The organism is Occallatibacter sp., from assembly GCF_049510455.1.
GTDB lineage: Bacteria > Acidobacteriota > Terriglobia > Terriglobales > Acidobacteriaceae > Telmatobacter.
In genome coordinates this window covers 44,008-61,617 of record NZ_JBEKYX010000003.1, presented here as the reverse complement: position 1 = coordinate 61,617, position 17,610 = coordinate 44,008, and the positions used below count along the sequence as shown (strand labels likewise).

At 58.2% G+C, this 17,610-nt stretch carries 20 protein-coding genes and 1 riboswitch; of the genes, 4 read left to right on the top strand and 16 right to left on the bottom strand.

Going from position 1 to position 17,610, the window contains the following annotated elements:
* Positions 1-13: 13 nt before the first annotated feature.
* Positions 14-985, bottom strand: a complete 972-nt coding sequence (locus tag ABSG47_RS01060; RefSeq protein ID WP_424165229.1) for a deoxyhypusine synthase family protein — start codon at positions 983-985, stop codon at positions 14-16.
* Positions 986-1,182: 197 nt separating this feature from the next.
* Entirely contained in the window at positions 1,183-1,614 is a 432-nt protein-coding gene (locus tag ABSG47_RS01055; RefSeq protein ID WP_424165226.1) for a DUF6526 family protein, read from the bottom strand.
* A 57-nt stretch (positions 1,615-1,671) separates the two neighbouring features.
* Here ABSG47_RS01055 and ABSG47_RS01050 point away from each other — a divergent pair, with 57 nt between their 5' ends.
* Both ABSG47_RS01050 and ABSG47_RS01045 read left to right on the top strand, forming a co-directional pair.
* Positions 1,672-1,830, top strand: coding sequence for a hypothetical protein (locus ABSG47_RS01050; protein WP_424165224.1), 159 nt, complete (start codon positions 1,672-1,674; stop codon positions 1,828-1,830).
* Between the two features lie 91 nt (positions 1,831-1,921).
* Complete coding sequence (locus tag ABSG47_RS01045) at positions 1,922-3,442, top strand: sialate O-acetylesterase (RefSeq protein WP_424165221.1); 1,521 nt, start codon at positions 1,922-1,924, stop codon at positions 3,440-3,442.
* On the opposite strand, the gene crcB is transcribed toward ABSG47_RS01045, so the two are convergent.
* From crcB to ABSG47_RS01000, 9 genes are all read right to left on the bottom strand, one after another.
* Positions 3,439-3,813, bottom strand: a complete 375-nt coding sequence (crcB, locus tag ABSG47_RS01040) for a fluoride efflux transporter CrcB (protein ID WP_424165218.1) — start codon at positions 3,811-3,813, stop codon at positions 3,439-3,441. The two genes, ABSG47_RS01045 and crcB, sit on opposite strands and share 4 nt — an antisense overlap.
* A 106-nt stretch (positions 3,814-3,919) precedes the next feature.
* A riboswitch (Fluoride riboswitch) is annotated at positions 3,920-3,999 on the bottom strand.
* A 51-nt stretch (positions 4,000-4,050) separates the two neighbouring features.
* Entirely contained in the window at positions 4,051-4,332 is a 282-nt protein-coding gene (locus ABSG47_RS01035; protein WP_424165215.1) for a PIN domain-containing protein, read from the bottom strand.
* Between the two features lie 175 nt (positions 4,333-4,507).
* Positions 4,508-4,735, bottom strand: coding sequence for a ribbon-helix-helix domain-containing protein (locus ABSG47_RS01030; RefSeq protein ID WP_424165213.1), 228 nt, complete (start codon positions 4,733-4,735; stop codon positions 4,508-4,510).
* A gap of 245 nt (positions 4,736-4,980) precedes the next feature.
* Positions 4,981-5,661 carry an MBL fold metallo-hydrolase gene (locus tag ABSG47_RS01025; RefSeq protein ID WP_424165210.1) on the bottom strand — a complete coding sequence of 227 codons (681 nt, stop codon included), beginning with the start codon at positions 5,659-5,661 and terminating at the stop codon, positions 4,981-4,983.
* Between the two features lie 48 nt (positions 5,662-5,709).
* Complete coding sequence (locus tag ABSG47_RS01020; RefSeq protein ID WP_424165207.1) at positions 5,710-7,311, bottom strand: ABC-F family ATP-binding cassette domain-containing protein; 1,602 nt, start codon at positions 7,309-7,311, stop codon at positions 5,710-5,712.
* Between the two features lie 334 nt (positions 7,312-7,645).
* Complete coding sequence (locus ABSG47_RS01015; RefSeq protein ID WP_424165292.1) at positions 7,646-8,038, bottom strand: PIN domain-containing protein; 393 nt, start codon at positions 8,036-8,038, stop codon at positions 7,646-7,648.
* Positions 8,038-8,310, bottom strand: a complete 273-nt coding sequence (locus ABSG47_RS01010; RefSeq protein WP_424165204.1) for an AbrB/MazE/SpoVT family DNA-binding domain-containing protein — start codon at positions 8,308-8,310, stop codon at positions 8,038-8,040. Before ABSG47_RS01010 ends, ABSG47_RS01015 begins: the two co-directional genes overlap by 1 nt.
* 58 nt (positions 8,311-8,368) lie before the next feature.
* Positions 8,369-10,288 carry a ferrous iron transporter B gene (gene feoB / locus ABSG47_RS01005; RefSeq protein WP_424165202.1) on the bottom strand — a complete coding sequence of 640 codons (1,920 nt, stop codon included), beginning with the start codon at positions 10,286-10,288 and terminating at the stop codon, positions 8,369-8,371.
* A complete protein-coding gene (locus tag ABSG47_RS01000) occupies positions 10,285-10,632 on the bottom strand; it encodes a FeoA family protein (RefSeq protein WP_424165199.1) in 348 nt (115 codons plus the stop codon). The genes feoB and ABSG47_RS01000 overlap by 4 nt, the downstream gene beginning before the upstream one ends.
* Before the next feature lie 294 nt (positions 10,633-10,926).
* On the opposite strand from ABSG47_RS01000, the gene ABSG47_RS00995 reads away from it, so the two are divergent.
* Together ABSG47_RS00995 and ABSG47_RS00990 are read left to right on the top strand one after the other, a co-directional pair.
* The gene (locus ABSG47_RS00995) at positions 10,927-11,217 is read left to right on the top strand and encodes a hypothetical protein (protein WP_424165196.1); all 291 of its coding nucleotides are present in this window, start codon (positions 10,927-10,929) and stop codon (positions 11,215-11,217) included.
* A 176-nt stretch (positions 11,218-11,393) separates the two neighbouring features.
* Complete coding sequence (locus ABSG47_RS00990) at positions 11,394-12,407, top strand: hypothetical protein (RefSeq protein ID WP_424165193.1); 1,014 nt, start codon at positions 11,394-11,396, stop codon at positions 12,405-12,407.
* Positions 12,408-12,918: 511 nt separating this feature from the next.
* On the opposite strand, the gene ABSG47_RS00985 is transcribed toward ABSG47_RS00990, so the two are convergent.
* The 5 genes from ABSG47_RS00985 to argF form a co-directional block, all read right to left on the bottom strand.
* Positions 12,919-13,710, bottom strand: coding sequence for a hypothetical protein (locus ABSG47_RS00985; RefSeq protein ID WP_424165190.1), 792 nt, complete (start codon positions 13,708-13,710; stop codon positions 12,919-12,921).
* A gap of 57 nt (positions 13,711-13,767) precedes the next feature.
* Entirely contained in the window at positions 13,768-14,451 is a 684-nt protein-coding gene (locus ABSG47_RS00980) for a lipid-binding SYLF domain-containing protein (RefSeq protein ID WP_424165188.1), read from the bottom strand.
* Positions 14,452-14,633: 182 nt separating this feature from the next.
* Positions 14,634-15,155 (bottom strand): GNAT family N-acetyltransferase, encoded by a 522-nt coding sequence (locus ABSG47_RS00975; protein WP_424165186.1) that lies wholly within the window; start codon positions 15,153-15,155, stop codon positions 14,634-14,636.
* Positions 15,142-16,554 carry an argininosuccinate lyase gene (argH, locus tag ABSG47_RS00970; protein ID WP_424165290.1) on the bottom strand — a complete coding sequence of 471 codons (1,413 nt, stop codon included), beginning with the start codon at positions 16,552-16,554 and terminating at the stop codon, positions 15,142-15,144. Before argH ends, ABSG47_RS00975 begins: the two co-directional genes overlap by 14 nt.
* 96 nt (positions 16,555-16,650) lie before the next feature.
* Positions 16,651-17,601 (bottom strand): ornithine carbamoyltransferase, encoded by a 951-nt coding sequence (argF, locus tag ABSG47_RS00965; protein WP_424165287.1) that lies wholly within the window; start codon positions 17,599-17,601, stop codon positions 16,651-16,653.
* Positions 17,602-17,610 lie beyond the last annotated feature (9 nt).

Sequence of the window (17,610 nt, the reverse complement as noted above, 5' to 3'; positions counted from 1 at the left end):
GCTAAAAGCTGCTTTACCACCCCAGAACATAAGCAAAAATCAGCGGAGCCACAATCGTCGCATCGGACTCGACGATAAAGCTCGGCGTATCCACACCAAGCTTGCCCCAGGTGATCTTTTCGTTCGGCACAGCGCCGGAGTAAGAACCGTAGCTGGTGGTAGAGTCCGAAATCTGGCAGAAGTAGCCCCAGAGCGGCACATGCTCACGCTGCAGATCCTGATGCAGCATCGGCACCACGCAGATAGGGAAGTCGCCCGCAATACCGCCGCCAATCTGGAAAAATCCGAGCGAATTTTTCTCGGTCAGGCTCGTATACCACTCCGCCAGCTCCATCATGTACTCAATGCCGGTGCGAACGGTATGCACCTTCTTCACATCGCCGGAGATGCAGTGCCCGGCATACATATTGCCAAGTGTGGCATCTTCCCAGCCGGGAACGAACATGGGCAGATTTTTTTCAGCAGCGGCCAGTAGCCACGAGTTCTTCGGATCGATCTGATAGCTACCCTTGAGCGCATCCGAAAGCAGAATCTTGTACATGAACTGATGCGGAAAATAACGCTCGCCGGCCTGGTCGGCCTTCATCCACTCATCGAGCACCACCTTTTCGATGCGGCGCATCGCTTCCATCTCAGGGATGCACGTATCTGTGACTCGGTTCATGTGGCGATCGAGCAGCTTCTGTTCGTCGGCGGGCGTAAGGTCGCGATAGCGTGGAACACGCTCATAGAAATCATGCGCAACAAGGTTGAAGACATCCTCTTCCAGATTGGCGCCCGTGCAGCAGATGCCATGAACCTTGTCCTGGCGAATCATCTCAGCCAGCGAGAGGCCAAGCTCAGCAGTGCTCATGGCGCCCGCAAGCGTCACAAACATCTTTCCGCCCTTTGCCAGGTGATCCACGTAGCCCTGCGCTGCGTCAACAAGGGCGGCGGCGTTGAAATGGCGGTAGTGATGCTTGATGAATTCAGTAATTGCGGGCATGGCTGTGCGTGACTCCTCGTTCCAATGAAAAATTGTTCGCCGGATCGGCCTTGCTGAGAGGGTCTCTCAAGCGTCCGGGAACAGACGCGGGCTGGGAGAACTGCTCTAGTAAAACTACCATAATTGGCGGGAAAAATTGATGAATGGATGCGGATTTGAAGGCCGTCGTTGACAGACGGCCTACAGCAAAACAGGCCTTAAATACGCCAGTTATCGGCGCGCCAGCTCTTGATGCGCTCCTTGATCTGCTTGCGGGTGAGGTTCTGTTCCAGCGCCTGTTTAGCAAGCTCCACAACTTCATCATCCGCGGCAAAGCGCAGGCCGATAAGCTGATCTTCATTGAGCCTGTAAATCTGCGCGCGCAATTCCTGCGGCGCAAGCGATTGCAGGCGCAGCCGTTCTTCGAGTCGAATCACGCGATCCTGCACCTTGGCCGAATACATGCGCACCATGAGTACGAGCACGAGCACTGCGAAGGAAAAGACCGCAAACCAGATGTGGTGAAAGTTCGGCCTCTGCACAGCCCAGACAATCGAGATGATGAAATTGGCCAATATCAACGGCAGCGCGATGAAGTGATACAGCGGATCGCGCCGGGTGTGATTGGCAAAGCTTTGTGGTTCAGTCATGTGTGGTGAAGGTCGCCTTTACAGCTACAACTGTAGCAGTGGATACCGTTTGTGTGCTTGACTTCAGCGATAGGCCTGCCCGCCGCCATCGTGAATGCCATCGAAGACGGCGCGGCTGGAACGGAAGAAGCCTTCGGAAATGAGGCTAACATGGAAAGCTGGTCCGGCGTGAGCGCGCTTCTCGCGGATTTATCGGAATGCGAAAGAGACGCATAGGCGGCTTGTTTGATACCGTTTTCTTTCCGGGAAAAATCCTGCCCATGGGCCGGCTTCTGCTCCGGAGAAGCCCGAATACGAGGAAACCGTCTTGAAGCTGCAATCGATTCTCTTGTTTGCGTTGTTGCCGGCGGCTCTGTCCGCGCAGGTAGTCTTGCCAAAACTGCTCTCAGACCACATGGTGGTGCAGCGCGACCTGCCAGTGCATGTATGGGGTTTCGCTGATCCAGGCGAAACAGTGAGCATCGATTTTCGCGGCGAATCGCGCGCGGTGACGACGGATCGCATTGGCCACTGGAGTGCCTATCTCAAACCTGGAACCGCAGGCGGCCCATTTGAGATGAAGGTCCAGGGCGGCAAGGCCAACGAGCCGGCGATTACAATTCATGACGTGCTCGTAGGCGATGTGTGGGTAGCTTCAGGGCAATCGAATATGGAAATGCCATTGAAGGGGTGGCCTCCTGACTCCCCGCTGCAAAACTCAGCCCAAGAGATCGCAAACGCAAATCAGCCGCTCCTCCATCTGCTGATCGTTAAGCAGAAGACCTCCGAGTACCCGGTAGACGACATTGACGCCTCCTGGACGGTGTGTACGCCGCAGACCGCCGGCGGCTTCTCCGCTGTTGCCTACTTTTTTGGCCGCGAATTGGCCGCAAAGGAGCGGGTTCCGGTAGGTCTCATCCAGTCAGCCTGGGGCGGCACACCGGCCGAGGCCTGGGTGCGGTTGACGGCGCTGGGTGACGACGCGGCGTTGAATCCGCTGTTTGCCTCACGCGGAAGGATGGTTGAAGACGGCGCGGACGCTGCGCGCCAGGTTGCAGACGAGCAGAAGCAGATTGCGGAGGCTAAGGCCGCAGGCAAGCCAGTTCCGCAATTCCCCTGGCATGCGCCGCTGCCCTCATGGGGACCGGCGAATCTCTGGAACGGAATGATTGCGCCTCTGACGCAGTTTCCAATTCGCGGAGCGATCTGGTATCAGGGCGAGAGCAACGCATCGCTCGAACGTTTCCCGATCTACAACCGCATCATGCGCGCGCTGATTGAGGATTGGCGGCGCGAGTGGGCAGTGGGAGATTTTCCATTTCTGTACGTGCAGATTTCGAGTTTCAAGGCCGACTCGCATGACGAGTGGGCCAGCCTGCGCCAGCAGCAGGTAGAGACGCTGGGACTGAAGAACACCGCGATGGCGGTAACCATCGATATTGGCACGCCGGATACTGTGCATCCGCCTGACAAGGTGGACGTGGGGCACAGGCTGGCGCTGGCGGCGCGCGCGTTGAGTTACGGCGAGATGATTGAGTACTCGGGGCCGCTCTTTCGGCAGGCTGTGCCGGACAACCTGGCTGGAGCTGGCGCTCTGCGCGTGTGGTTTGATCATGCGAAGGGCCTCAACGCGAAGGGCGGGGAATTGACCGGCGTGGAGGTTGCAGGCAAGGATGGCAAGTTTGCGCCTGCGAAAGCGGTGATTGAAGGCGAGACGCTTCTGGCTTCGAGCCCCGATGTGCCGCAGCCTGTGGCGGTACGCTACGGCTGGGCCGGCAATCCGCAGTGCAATCTCTTCAACGGCGAAGGACTGCCTGCTTCGCCGTTTACATCAGTGAAGCCGTTCTAGAATCGCTGAGCCAACGCAGAGCCTGCCCACGTGGCGGCAAGGCCCAGGATGAGGCTGCCAACAGCATAGAGAGCGGCGATAGCGAATGCGCCGCTCCGCATAATGGACAGTGTCTGCCACTCGTAAGTGGAAAAGGTGCTGTATGCGCCGATGAAGCCGATGGGAATAAAGAAGCGCCATGCGGGATTGATGTCGGTGCGCTCGGCAAGGAAGGTGAGAGTGAAGCCGATAACGAGGCATGCTGTAAGGTTCACCACCAGCGTGCCGTAAGGAAACTTGAGACCGGTACGGGCGGCAACAGTCCCGTCCACCCAGTAGCGGGCAATGGATCCGAGCGCGCCTCCAAGGGCAATCAGTAAGTATTTCTGCAAGGCAAAATCTCCTTGTCTCGTATCTACACACAACGCACGTATGCGGCGGCGTTGTGCGGACTGAAATTTTCAGGGAGATCGCCGGGACAACTCTCCACGACAGGCATCCCTGCCAGGAGTCATCATCTGTCCGGCTCCATTTCGGAAGGACAGCGGTTAAGGGGGAACTCCATCCCCGCTGGATTGATTAAAGTGGCAGCGTGTGCGGCTGTCAAGAAAAAGACCGCTATACAGGGTTCAGGGCGCAATCGGCATCACTGCCTGGTTACCTTGCTTGTGTGCAAAGTCGTAAAGCGCGCGGTCATATGTGGCAAGACGTACTTGCGCTGAGTGCGCGAATGCGAGAAGCCAGCAGTCGCCGATCCACTTTGAGGCGCGTCTGGAGCCGAGCGGCTGGGTTGTTCTGCGGAATTCGGCATCGATTGTCCAAGGCTCCGAATAGAATTCGACGATCGGATCCTCCAGCCAACGCTCGTAAGCCTGCCAGGCTTTATTCAGGGTAAACGCTTGCCCGCTCATTACGGCTGGATTTGTCAGCAATCGCAGCAGCCCGATCTGAGTATGCCGGCAAAAAATTAACTTTGAGCTTGCGGGAAGATGCGTTTTCCAATACCACGCGCCGGAGTTGTGCGTGTGGCTTCCATCTGAAAGCGCAAGCCAGACTTCACGTCAGGAAGAAACAGGCTCATGGGGGCTAGAAAATGAGATCCCAGGGATTTTCATTGACAGGATAGAGAGGACCACGCTTGCCCTTGCCGCGAATCAACGGTCCGGTTACAGGCCGGCCCTTCTTTGGTAAAGAGTAGGTTTGTTCGATGGCCTGCACGATGAGCGCGCGAATAGATGTGCCGGAGGCTTGCGCCCGACTGCGCAATGCATCGTGCAGCGGCTCAGGGATGTCAACCGTGGTGCGAACTGCCATGACATAAGTATGTCACGGAGCCCTGAATTGCGGGTACTGGCTCAGTTTGAATTGTTTTATAACAGGGCACGACTTTACAGCTTGCGGAAAACTCAAATCGCACCAGCTTTGTAACAGGGCACGACTTTAGTCGTGCCGAAAATCCGGCTGATAAAGTCTTTGGGCTTTAGCCCCTGCGGGATTCTTTCAAACTGAGCCATTACCGAATTGCGCCTGCCTGAATTGCGCCTGCCTGGAAACATACTCTACAGTTTTGCGCGTGCGATAGCTTCTTCAAGCGCCGCTCTGCCGCCTCCGCGAACCTTTCCGTGGCCGCAGGCGAAGCGCTGCATGGGATATTCAAGCAGCCGGATGGCGCTTTCCTTCGCCTGGGCGCGGCTGGAGTAGACCTTGAGCGGAAACCACCACGGCGTCCAACTGGCAACTGCGACGAAGCCAAGACAAAAGAGTGCATCGCCGGCATAGAGCGTGCCGTCGCGCTCATCGAGAAAAGACAGATGCCCGTGGATGTGGCCTGGAGTATCGATAGCGAGCAGCGAGCCGATGCGGTCGCCAGCCTGAATCACGAGTGAAGGCTTCGCTTTTATACCGGGTACGCCACCGGCAATTTTGCCCACTTCGCCGGAACGCAGCGAAAGGTCCGGTGGAATTTGCATCAATGGAATACTGCGCTCGGAGGCGCCGAGGATGACGCCGGGAATGCGCGCGATGAGAGCATCGACCGATCCAAGATGATCGACGTGCGGATGCGTCAGGAGAATGCGCTTGATGGGGATGTTGCCGGCAGCTTTAAGAATCTCGTCTTCTGAGCCCTTGAGCCCGGCATCGACCAGCGTATAGCCATCGTCTTCGCGGACGAGATAGCAATTCACAAAGTTGAGACGAGTGAGCTGCAGGCCGTATTGGGCAACGCGCGTAACCTTCATCCGGAACACTCCTTGTATGAGATGACGCGCGCCATGCTATGGATGCGGCTATGCGTGCTTGCCCTTCCACTCCTGGTACGGGCCGCTGTAGTCCTCAATCTCGTGCTCGCCCTTGAAAATCCAGAGGCGCGTGGCCACTTCATCGATCAAATCGTGATCGTGCGTGACCAGCAGCACCGTGCCCTCGAAGCGCTGCAGCGCGACGTTGAGCGCGTTGATCGATTCGAGATCGAGATGGTTGGTCGGCTCGTCGAGGATCAGGATATTCGGCTTGGTGAGTATCAGTTTGCAGAAGATGAGCCTTGCCGCTTCGCCGCCGGAGAGTGCTTTCGTCGGCTTCTGACCTTCCTCGCCGCTGAAGAGCATCTGGCCCAGGATGCCGCGAATCTCTTCGGTGCTGGCCTTGGGGTCAAAGCGATGCAGCCATTCGGAGACCGTGAGGCCGTGCTCGATCGTCGAGCCTACGTCCTGCGGAAAATAGCCCACCTGCGCCTCATGGCCCCAGAAAACAGTGCCATTGTCCAGCGCAAATTCAGGATCGGAGAGGCCAGGATAGTTGGCCAGCAGGCTCTTGAGCACGGTTGTCTTGCCCGCGCCGTTGCGGCCCATCAGGCAGACCTTTTCGCCGCGCAGCACGTTGGCGGTGAAGTTATCAAGCACCTTGACGTCACCGTAGAACTTGGTTAGTGCCTTGAACTCCAGCACATGCTTGCCGCTGGGCCGTATCTGGTCGAACTTGATGAAGGGGCGTTGGATATTCGACCGCGCAAGATCGCTAGTCTGCAGGCGCTCAACTTCCTTGCGGCGGCTGGTGACCTGTGAGGAACGTGTGCCGGCCGCAAAGCGAGCGATAAATTCATTGAGCTGCGCGATCTTCTTGTCACGCTGCGCATTCTGCTGCTCCAGCGTGGAGCGGACCTGCGTCTTGGCCATCACCATGTCGTCGTAGCCGCCGGTGTAGACGATGATCGTTTGATAGTCGATGTCTGCCGTGTGCGTGGTGACGCTGTTGAGGAAATGCCGGTCGTGCGAGATCGCGATCAGCGTGCCATCGTAGCTCTGCAGAAAATCCTGCAGCCAGTGAATCGAATCGAGATCGAGATAGTTCGTCGGCTCGTCCAGCAGCAGGGCTTGCGGCTTGCCGAACAACGCCTGCGCCAGTAGCACGCGTACCTTCTGGCCGCCCTGCAGTTCACCCATCTTGCGCTCATGTAGCTCTTCGGAAATATCCAGGCCGCTGAGCAGCACGGCTGCATCGGCTTCGGCCGTATAGCCGTCTTCGTCACCAATAATGCCTTCGAGCTCGCCAAGCCGCATGCCGTCTGCGTCGGTCATGTCGGTCTTCTCGTAGATGCGGTCGCGCTCTTCAAGCGCTGCCCATAGCGGGCCATTGCCCATGATCACGGTGTCGAGCGCGCGATAGTTGTCAAAGGCGAACTGATCCTGCCGCAGTATGCCGAGCTTCCGCGGGCGCACTACAGTGCCCTTCTGAGCGTCGAGTTCGCCGGTAAGAACCTTCATGAAGGTAGACTTGCCCGAGCCATTGGGGCCAGTGAGGCCATAGCGGCGACCCGGTGTAAAAGTGACGGAGACTTCGTCGAAGAGTATCTTCGAGCCGTAACGCATGGATACATTGCTGACGCTGATCATGTTCTGTCTGTTTCCCGTAGGCGAACCGCGGCGAAAGGGCTGCAAAGCCGGACCGAATCCGCTCAAGTTGAATAGTGGATGCGCACACAAGGGCGACGCATAGTGAACTGCAACACTTCTATTTTCGCATAAAGCGCGGAGCGGCTTCTTGCGTTGGTACTGGCTCAGTTTGAATTGTTTTGTAACAGGGCACGACTTTACAGTTTGGGGAAAAACTCAAATCGGACCAGCTTTGTAACAGGGCACGACTTTAGTCGTGCCGAAAATCCGGCTGATAAAGTCTTTGGGCTTTAGCCCCTGCGGGATTTTTTCAAACTGAGCCATTACCCTTGCGTTACGGAATCATGAATGCGCCGGGAATTTGTGCATCCAGCGTGGCCAGAACAGCACCGCTGGTTTTCGCGAGTTCGAGCAGGTGGCCGTCGGTGGTTTGACTTGGCATCTTCACCCAGGCCGGAAGGCGGGAACTGTCGTTGTTGTCGGCGATAAATTCAAATTGCAATGTGCTGCCTGCTTTGAGGGTTGCCAGAGTCAACTGTGCTTCTTCCACATCGGTGTTGTAGCCGGAAACCTGCGCCACAATGCGAATGAATCCAAGCTCCGTGATCGAGCATGTCAGAAAAGCCGCGCCACTTTGGGCAAGCAACCAGTCGCTGACCCGATCATGATGCGCATGGTCCTTGATTCCCAGCGCAATCAGCGCATTTACATCGAGCAGATATCGCATCACGGAAAATCGGCAAGCATCTCTCTCACCATCTCGTTGGTGAGAATGGGCGCGCCGGAGCCAAAACTCAAAACCGGCAAACCAGTTCGTCTATCCGTCGTAAGCTTTGCCTTGAACTTTTTCTTCGGCTGCGGACTAAGCATAATCCTGCCGTCCTCAACGGTGGCGTCCAGGGCATCGCCGGCCTGAATGCCAAGGCGCCGCCGGATGGGCAGAGGTAGTACGACCTGTCCTTTGGTGGAAACCCGCGTTGTGACTGCTTTGGCCCGCATGGTAAGACAATCCTACCCCAACTTTAAGAAGGCGAAAAGGGAAAGGAGAGGTTGTGCATCAGCCCCAGATCGCTGTGACCACATGGTTCACCACAAACGCCGCACCATACGCCAGCACCAGCATGTACACAAACTGCAGTGCGGGCCATTTCCAGCTATTGGTCTCGCGCTTCACTATGGCCATGGTGGAGGTACACTGCATGGCGAAGGCGAAGAAGATCATCAGCGCCAGCGCGCCGCCCAGTGTCATGTCATGATGCATGGCGGATTGCAGGCTGAGGGCCTGCGTGCCTGGGTCCGCGCCATACAGCGTGCCCATCGTGCTCACCATCACCTCGCGCGCCAGAACGCTCGAAAGCAGTCCAATGCCAACCTTCCAGTTAAAGCCCAGCGGCGCAATCGCAGGCTCAATAAAGTGGCCGAGCCGTCCAATAAGACTTTCTGCCAGCTCCGGCGCGGTAAGCACGCCAGCAGCCGTCCGCGTAGCCGGCAGATGCGCAAGAACCCAGACGCCAAGGGTGACAAGCAGAATCACGCGCCCGGCCTGGTTCAAGAAGATCTTCGATCTGTCCAGCAAACGCAGGCCAAGCGCTCTCAGGGTAGGCATGCGGTACTGCGGCAGCTCCAGAATGAACGGCGTCTCACTCGATTTCAGGATGGAGCTCTTGAGCAGGCGAGCCGTGGCCAGCGCAGCCAGAAAGCCTGCCAGATACAGCCCCAGCATCACCAGCGTCCGCAGGCTCAACAAGCCATAAGCGACATACGTGTTCGGAATGAACGCCGCGATCAGCAGCAGATACACCGGCAGCCGCGCCGAGCAGGTCATGAACGGCGTCACCAGAATCGTCGCAAAGCGATCGCGCTTGTTCTCAATCGTGCGCGTGGACATGATGGCCGGAACCGCGCAGGCATAGCCGGAGAGCAGCGGAATAAACGCCTTGCCGTTCAGGCCGATGGCGCGCATCACGCGGTCGGCAATCAGCGCGGCGCGAGCCAGGTAGCCCGTGTCTTCCAGAATCCCGATAAAGAGAAACAGCAGCAGAATCTGCGGCAGAAAGACCAGCACCGAACCGATGCCCTTCCATGCGCCGTCCAGCACCAGGGATTGAATCCATCCGGCAGGCAGAAATGGCCGCGCCAGATCGCCAATCTTGGTCAGCAGATCGCCAAAGCCGTCTGAGAGCGGCTGTCCGAGCGCAAAGACTACCTCAAAGACGGCCACCACAACGATGAGAAACAGCAGCGGTCCCCAGATGCGGTGCAGCAGAATGTCGTCCAGCCTGCGCGTGCTCGCAGCGGAGAGAGGGGCGCGGTAGCCTGTGTTGCGGCTCACCTGCGTAGCCCAGCTATGTGTGCTGGCCGCGTTGCCCAGTACGGGCAGCGTGAGCGGCCGCTGCGGCGCCTCAGCCGGCCGGTCATGCTGGTTCAGAAACAGCGGCACCGCATCGATGCCAATTCCATGCGCTGCGGAGATTTGCGCCACCGGAGCCCCCAGCTCGCGCGCCAGTTGCAGCACATCCACGGCCCCGCCGCGCGACTCCATCAGGTCGCTCATGTTCAACAGCACCAGCGTAGGAAGCCGCAGGGCCAGCACCGGAGCCGCGAGCATCAGTTGGCGAATCAGGTGCAGCGAATCCAGAACGAGAATGATCGCATCCGGCTTGGGCGTACCCGTCATCCGCCCTTTCAGCACATCCACGGCAACCTTCGCGTCCTCCGAATATGGCGTAAGCGAGTAGATACCGGGCAGATCGATCAACGTGAGATCGGGCCGGCCCACACCGGCCATGGAACCCATGCGCTGCTCCACCGTCACGCCGGGATAATTGGCTACCTTCTGGCGCAGGCCGGTCAGGCGATTGAAGAGCGTGGATTTACCGGCATTCGGCGGCCCAATCAGCGCAATCGTCCGCAGCACTCCTCCCGGCGCAGGAGCCGATGGCGGAACAAAGGCCGGAGTTTCGCAACAACTGTTCATCGAATTGCCTCAACCGGGGCAGCCTCAAGCTGAGAGGAATCGGTCTGAACGGGATCGGCCTGTGCCGCCTGCCGAGCGGATTCGAGCAGGTCCTGCTCCTGCTGGCGGCTCAGCGTACGCGGAATCTTCACTCGAATCGACTTGGCGGTTTCACGCCGCAGCGCGATTTCAAGCCCATCCACGAGATAGACCATAGGGTCGCCGGCCGGAGCGCGCCGCAGCGCCGTCACCAGCGCGCTCGGCACAAATCCCATGTGCATCAGGTGGTTCTGGACAGATTCCGGCAGCTCGAGCGCCATTACCACACCGTGTTGACCAACATTCAATTCGCTCAGCACGCTCACCCGGTAAACTCCGCGTAACCTGAATCTGCGACCAGAACAGTCGGAGTTCAGTATACGACCGAAACGGTCTGAGTTACAAGGACCGCCTGGGGCAGTGTCTCAATCTGAATTGCTTTGTAACAGGGCACGCCTTCACAGCTTGCGGAAAAACTCAAATCGGACCAGCTTTGTAACAGGGCACGACTTGAGTCGTGCCGTAAATATCGAAAAAAGAGTCTGGCCTTTAGGCCCTGCGAATGTAGGCGCAGCGCAGAATGTAACGGATCTCACATCGTCTTTTGATCGGAGGACGGAATGAAGGCAGCTGAATTCAACGAAAGCCTGCAGAATCACGAGCCTCCGGCTGGGCTGAGCACCCCACTGGCCGCACTCTGGTGGGACGCCAAAGGGAACTGGCCACGCGCACACGGCCTGGTAGACGAGCTGGAGACGCCGGAAGCGATGGCGGTCCATGCCTATCTGCACCGCAAAGAAGGTGAGGAAGGGAATGCGGATTATTGGTATCGCTGCGCCGGGCAAACATATCGGCGGCCATCTCTCGAAGAAGAGTGGCAGGCGCTCGTGGAGGGGCTTAGCGAGCAATAGCTTCTCCCGAATTGAGATATAGGTTCAGATCTGGAATTCAGCGTTCCACATATTACCTGTGTGACCGCAAGCTCTTCGTGCTTGCAGCCGATCAATCTGTTGTTATGAAGCTGCGATTCCTGGTTGCGTCCCTTGCTCTACTTGCGGTTCTCGCTTGCCTTTCCGGATGCGCTGGGGTGATGCTGAATCCCAATGCCTCGTACCTTGCGCTGGGAGACTTTATCACCGACGGCGTCATGCTGAGCAATCCCTTGCAGCAGGCGTATCCGGCGCTTGTTTCACATGAGAAGAACGCGCCCATGACCAATCTGGCCATCGCGGGCGATCAGGCTTGCGACGTGTCCGCGCGGCAGATCTTTCCCAACAGCATTTCGCCCACCATGGCCTATCACTCCACATACTCCATGCTGATTGGCGTCAATGACGTGGACAACCAGGGCCAGGGAGCCTACGAGCAAGTCTTTATCCAATGCCATCAGGCCGCTTTGGCGTGGCTGGCATTGCCCGCGGAAGGCAAAGTACTGGCAGGGGCCGCGGGCTTTGTCGCCGATGGACCCGGCCAGATAGACACCACAAATGGCTGGAATGCCTGGACCACGCAGGGGCAGGGATCGACGGTGAGCTTTACTGTCACTCTGGCAACGGGAGGGCCGATCTATGCGTGGCCGTTGATCGACGATGCCTCAACAGCGACCTATGGCTATGTGCTGGACGGGGTGGAGACCGGAACCTCCGCCGTGCAGACCACTCCACAGATTGCTACAAAGAATGGGACCACGCGCTCGCTGGGTTTTTTGCGCTGGCCGTGGGTTCAGGCGGGCTCGCATACCATCACATTCATACAGACCAGCGCCGGTACAGTTGGAGTTTCCGTCGTGGGCATCGGGGCGCCATCCGCTTTGCCGGCAGGCCAGCTTCCTACCGTGCTTGCGGGCACGGTTCCATATCAACTGCATACCGGCCAGAACGTTGGATGCCAGTCCACGGACGCGCCCTGCCTGGCCTACAACAGCGATATTCTGGCGGACATAAATATGTTTGCCGGAGACGGGCTGAACGTGCTGCTCTTCGATACGCGCCAGTATCTGCAAGCCACCAGCGCTGAGATGAGCGACGCTATACACCCGAATGCAGCGGGACAGGAAAAACTGAGCGAAGCTGTGCAGGCAGCATGGCCGCGGCAGAAATAAGCCCGTAGTGTACAAGCGCCGGGAGCCCCCAACAAACGACCGTCCTCCTTGTATCTATGCGTACCCGTCTTTCAGGCGGAGCGTGCCTTTTCGTCCTTCGTCCCTCGTCCTTAATTACCAAAGTCCACCACCCTTTCGTAACCCCACCTCCTTCAGAAACTTTGCATGCAATTAACCCCATTTATGCTTTACTCAGAATCAGCGGAAGAAAAAGCCACGGCCCGAACCCCAAAAAGATTCGGGCCGTAGCTCATTCAAGGCAGCCCAGAATTTTTTTTTCGAGGGTGTCCCCCCAAAAGTAACCGCTCATGATAATCAAGTAGTAAACACCATAAATCACCGGTAAGTTACACAAAAATAATTACATAGCGGCATAATTCTTCACCCCTCGAAAAACAGCCTGGCCGGGAAAACAAAAAGCGAAAGTTGTTCCGGCAAATCCTCAGATGCTGCAGCCCCAGGCCGCAATCTTACGCAAATCTCCGGGGCGCACACCCTCGCAGGATTCGCTCTAGCCGAGCGGCGGCAATTTTTCCGACAGGCCGAAGAGGAAGATGGTGCCGATGAAGCAGCTATAGGCTGCGCCGGTCCACGCAATGATGTGGTAAAAGCGCGCATGGCCAATCCCTGCCTGGAAGGCTCCGCCAAGAGAGGCAGTCATCAGCGTATTCATCGCTACCATGCCCACAGCAAACGCCGCCAGCCCGAGCATCCCGCGCGATGTCCCGCCGAGATTCGCAGTCAGGAAAAACAGTGCGAGCTGGCTGGGAGTTTCCGCGCCGACGCCATGCAGCGCGCCAATGAGAAAGACCGATTTCCCGGTGTACATCCACTGAAAACGTTCCGGACGCGGAGCTTCGGCGTTCCACATGCGTCGCGTCCGCCAACCCAGCCAGCGAACGCCGTTGATGGCGATCGCCAGCCGGCTTTCGATGCGGCTATGCGCGTGTCCGTGTGCGTCTCTGCGCAGAATTCCCGCCACGACGCCAATGCCGAGCACGATGAGCGTGAGGCCAATCAGCCGCTCCATCCAGTGATCCAGTCCCTCCGGCAGGCCTATATGCAGTTGCAGCACGGCTATGCCGAGCGCCGCTACGGTAAAGGCGTGGCCCAGCGCATAGGTCATGCCCAGGCGCAAACCGCTGCGCCAGTTGCGCTGAACGGCGGTAATGTCGGAGATGGCGGCCAGGTGGTCGTAATCGAAACCGTGGCGCAGCCCTAACAGCAGGCAGGAGCCGAGCGCAGCATCAAGTTTCCAGTCGCCGGGAAAAAGCATCACGTGTGCAGTATAGTGCAGCGGCAAATGAAAATCCCCGGCACGCGCGCGGCGGGCCGGGGATGGGTGAAAACGCGGACGCCGTTACTTGCCGGCGGCTGCATCGCGGGCGCGGCGGACAGAGTGGATAAAGGTCAATCCTGCGGGCGTAGGCGGTATCTTGCCTGTAAGAATGGCCCGCTCGTCATCCGTGCCGTAGACAGCCTTGTTCGTATCGCCATCAGCGCTTACGCCGTTGCCGTTCAGTGTCAGCCCGGCAAAGATTCCCTTGGCGCGCGAATAGGTGAGGATTTCGGCGTTCATCTTCCAGTCCGTGCCCGCCGAAGCATGGCGACCCACCGGGCCGGCGGCAGCCGAGGCGTCTGCGCCGATCTGGAACTTGCCCGAAAGCAGGTGATCCATGCCCTGCTGGTTCTGCACGATCATCACCAGGTCTACGCCCTCGACGCCGATCTGCAGGCCCCAACTTCCGCCCGCGATGGTGAAGAAGGCCGGCGCGCTCCAGCCCTTGGCCGTGCGGCAAGTGGTCACGCCGCGGCCGCCCTGCGCGCCAAAGATGAATCCACCCTTAAGCATGTGCGGCACCACCGCAATGCACTTGGCGTTGTTCAGAACCTCGAGCGGGATGCCCTTATCCGGCGCCGTGGTAATGGCTGTCAGAACCTCGGCTGCATTCTGCAGCCGTTTGTTTGCGTCTTCGCGTGACTCGGACCATGTAAAGGAAGCGGCGCAGAGCGCCGCGCTCAAAACGATCAGTTGTTTCTTCATGCGATCTTCTCCTCTTGTGTAGCAACGGGAAACCGCTTCGCGCCTTCTGCGCCACTCCGGAATGCACTGAACGTTGCCGCAACCGGCAAGTCGCGGGCACGTGGCAAAGGATAACAGCTTTTGAAGAATAAATGACCGATTCTGAAGAATTGGTTGCCCGTGCCGGGCGTATGGAATGGGGATTAACCACCGATGCGAACCAGTTGCTCGGCTTCGATACGCGGCCCAAGGATGGAGACGCGCGGAATTCTGCCGCGCACCATCGCCACCTCATCGCAGCGGTGCAGCCGGGGACAGCTCTGGCAATCCTTGAAGATTTTGTCCGGTAATTCGGTCTTATCCTCCACCACGCGGAAGCCGTATTTGAAGAAGAAATCCGGAATGCGCGTAAAAAGACATACGGACTGGATGCCGTGTTCCTCGGCCTCGTCAATGAGCGCGCCCAGGATGCGGCCGCCTGCGCCCTGTGCGCGCGCCTCGGGTTGAATAACGATGGAGCGCACCTCAGAGAGATGCGGGCCGTACAAATGCAGCGCGCCGCAGCCCAGAAAGACACCCGAATCGGAGACTGCCACGGTGAAGTCGCGAATGTTCTCGCAGACTTCCGCGAAAGAACGCTTGAGCAGTGTGCCATCATGCGAGAGCGAGTTCACCAGGTCGTAGACGTGTGACGCGTCATGCAGCCGGGCTTTACGCACCAGCATGCATGGCCTCCCGCTGATGCGTCAGTGCCGCAATCCTGGACTCTGCCGCATGCAACGCCTCATGCACGCGTGTGCGTGCCGTGCCACCGATCACATCATGGCAATCAAGTGTGGAATTCAGATCGATGGCGGGAAAGAAATCCGCATCGAACTCCTGGCCGAACTCTTTCAGCTCCGCGAGCGATAGCGCGTTCAGTTCCACGCCCTTCTCAAGTGCATAGCGAACAGCGTTGCCGATCTTTTCATGCGCCGTGCGAAAGGGAACGCCCTTGTAGACGAGGTACGTAGCCGCGGCCATCGCGTTCAGATAGCCGTTCTGCGCAGCAGTCCGCATCGCATCGTGATTGAATTTGAGCGCGAGGGTAAAACGCGCCACCAGGGCCAGCATCTGAGGAACAAACTCCACAGCAAAAGCCTGCTCCTGCGTCTCTTGCAAGTCCTTGTTGTAGGCCAGCGGCAATCCCTTGATCTGCAGCGTTACGGCCTCTGCCGCGCCGTGAATGCGGCCGACTTTCGCGCGCAACAACTCGGTCAGATCAGGATTTTTCTTCTGTGGCATCGCGCTGGAACCGGTCGAAAATGCCTCTGGCAGTGCTACAAATCCAAACTCAGCCGTGGCAAAGAGAGTGATCTCTTCGGCAAAGCGGCTGGCATGCAGACCGATGAAGGTGAGCGCGGTGAGATACTCGAGCACAAAATCCCGGTCGCTCGTTGCATCCATCGAATTCGGAGTCGGCGCGATGAAGCCAAGCTCACGCGCGGCGATTGTGCGATCCAACGCCAGCGTTGCCCCGGCGATTGCACCGGAACCGAGCGGGCAGTAGTTGAGCCGCACGGAGCAATCATGCAACCGCGATACGTCACGCAGCAGCATCTCCGCATAAGCCAGCAGCCAGTGCGCGATAAGCACAGGCTCGGCGCGCTGCAGATGCGTATAGCTCGGCATCACGGCCTCGCCTGCGCGCTTCGCCTGCTCCACAAGCGCGCTGGCCCATGCGGCAAGCGATGTAATAGTCAGCTCAATTTGCTCGCGAACATACAGCCGCAGATCGGTTGCGATCTGTTCGTTGCGGCTACGGCCCGTGTGCAGCTTCAGGCCCATCGAGCCGACGCGCTCCACCAGCGACAGCTCGACAAAATGATGAATGTCCTCGGCAGTTGCGTGATCGCGCACCGCTGCCTTGCCTGTATCTGACGAGTGTTCCGCGGCAATTGCGTCCAGCGCCGCGCGGAGTTCCGCTCTTTCACTCTCTGTAATAATTCCAGCCGCACAAAGAGCAGAGGCGTGAGCCTTGCTCGCGGCAACTTCCTGCGGAAGCAGTCGCCAGTCAAAGACAATCGACCTCTGCCATTGCTCGAATTCAGTATCGAGGGGCTCGCGAAAGCGGCCCGACCACATCTTCACTTTAATCTCTCCAGTGAATAGCGCAGAGTGAACAACGAATAGCAATTATGCGACATGACGCCGCGTATTCCGCTGCTCACCGTCACAAGTTTATCGCCCGCCGTATTTAGTTACCCTCGGCAGCCCGCCCAGCAGCAGAAGCAGCAGAGCCTTCTGCGCGTGCATGCGATTCTCCGCCTGATCGAAAACAATCGACTGAGGTCCATCCAGCACCGCGTCTGAAACTTCAGCGTTGCGGTGTGCCGGAAGACAATGCATGAAGACGGCATGCGAAGGGGCATCTGCCATCAGCGCCTCATTTACCTGGAAGGGCCGGAAGATGGGCGCTCGTTTCGTAGACTCGTGCTCCATTCCCATGCTCACGCAGACGTCTGTGTAAATTGCATCCGTGCCTTCGACGGCTGCATGCGGGTCCTGCAGCAATCTAATCTCGCAGCCATTGATGTCGGCCATCTCGCGCGCCTTGGTCACAATCTCAATGTCTGGCGAATACCCGCGCGGCGTTGCCACGGTAACATTCGCGCCAAGCTGCGCGCCGGTCAGCATGAGCGAGTGGCAAACGTTGTTACCATCCCCCACGTAAGTGAGATTCAAGCCGTTAACAGTGCCGAAATGTTCCTGCAGTGTCAAGAAATCGGCAAGCGCCTGACACGGGTGCTCAAAATCCGAGAGCGCGTTGATGACCGGCACACGCGAGTTCGCAGCCATCTCCGTGATGGTGTCATGCGCATAGGTGCGCAGCACAATTACATCCACCCAACGCTCCACGTTCTTGGCCACATCGGCAATCGATTCGCGCTCGCCCAGCGGCGAGTTGGTCTGGTCAACAAAGATTGCGTTGCCGCCCATGGTGTTGATGCCGGTTTCAAAGCTGAGCCGAGTGCGCAGGCTGGCTTTCTCAAACATCAGCACCATCTGCTTGGCATCCAGCGCATGACGGTAGTCGCGCGGATTGCGCTTCACGTCATGGCCGAGCTTAAGCATCGCGCGCACCTCAGAGCTCGAAAGATCCGCGATCGAACACAGATCTTCGCCTGCCATGCGTGCGGC